This is a genomic window from Pantoea sp. EKM21T, assembly GCF_011800405.1.
GTDB classification, from domain to species: domain Bacteria; phylum Pseudomonadota; class Gammaproteobacteria; order Enterobacterales; family Enterobacteriaceae; genus Pantoea; species Pantoea agglomerans.
This window is the reverse complement of record NZ_JAALFV010000029.1, coordinates 1-305: the sequence shown is the minus strand read 5'-3', so window position 1 is coordinate 305 and position 305 is coordinate 1. Positions and strand designations below refer to the sequence as shown.

Genomic DNA, 305 nt, shown 5'->3' with positions numbered 1-305 from the left:
CCTTACATCATCGTGTTCCTGAACAAGTGTGACATGGTTGATGATGAAGAGCTGCTGGAACTGGTAGAGATGGAAGTTCGTGACCTGCTGTCAGCATATGACTTCCCAGGCGACGACACTCCAATCGTTCGTGGTTCTGCTCTGAAAGCGCTGGAAGGCAACCCAGAGTGGGAAGCGAAAATCATCGAACTGGCTGAGCATCTGGACAACTACATCCCAGAGCCACAGCGTGCGATCGACATGCCGTTCCTGCTGCCAATCGAAGACGTATTCTCAATCTCTGGCCGTGGTACCGTTGTTACCGG

At 52.5% G+C, this 305-nt stretch carries 1 protein-coding gene; it reads left to right on the top strand.

The genetic code is table 11. From position 1 onward, the window contains the following. Positions 1 to 305: GTP-binding protein (locus HFD87_RS22795; RefSeq protein ID WP_243207497.1), on the top strand; the 305-nt coding region annotated here is incomplete at both ends.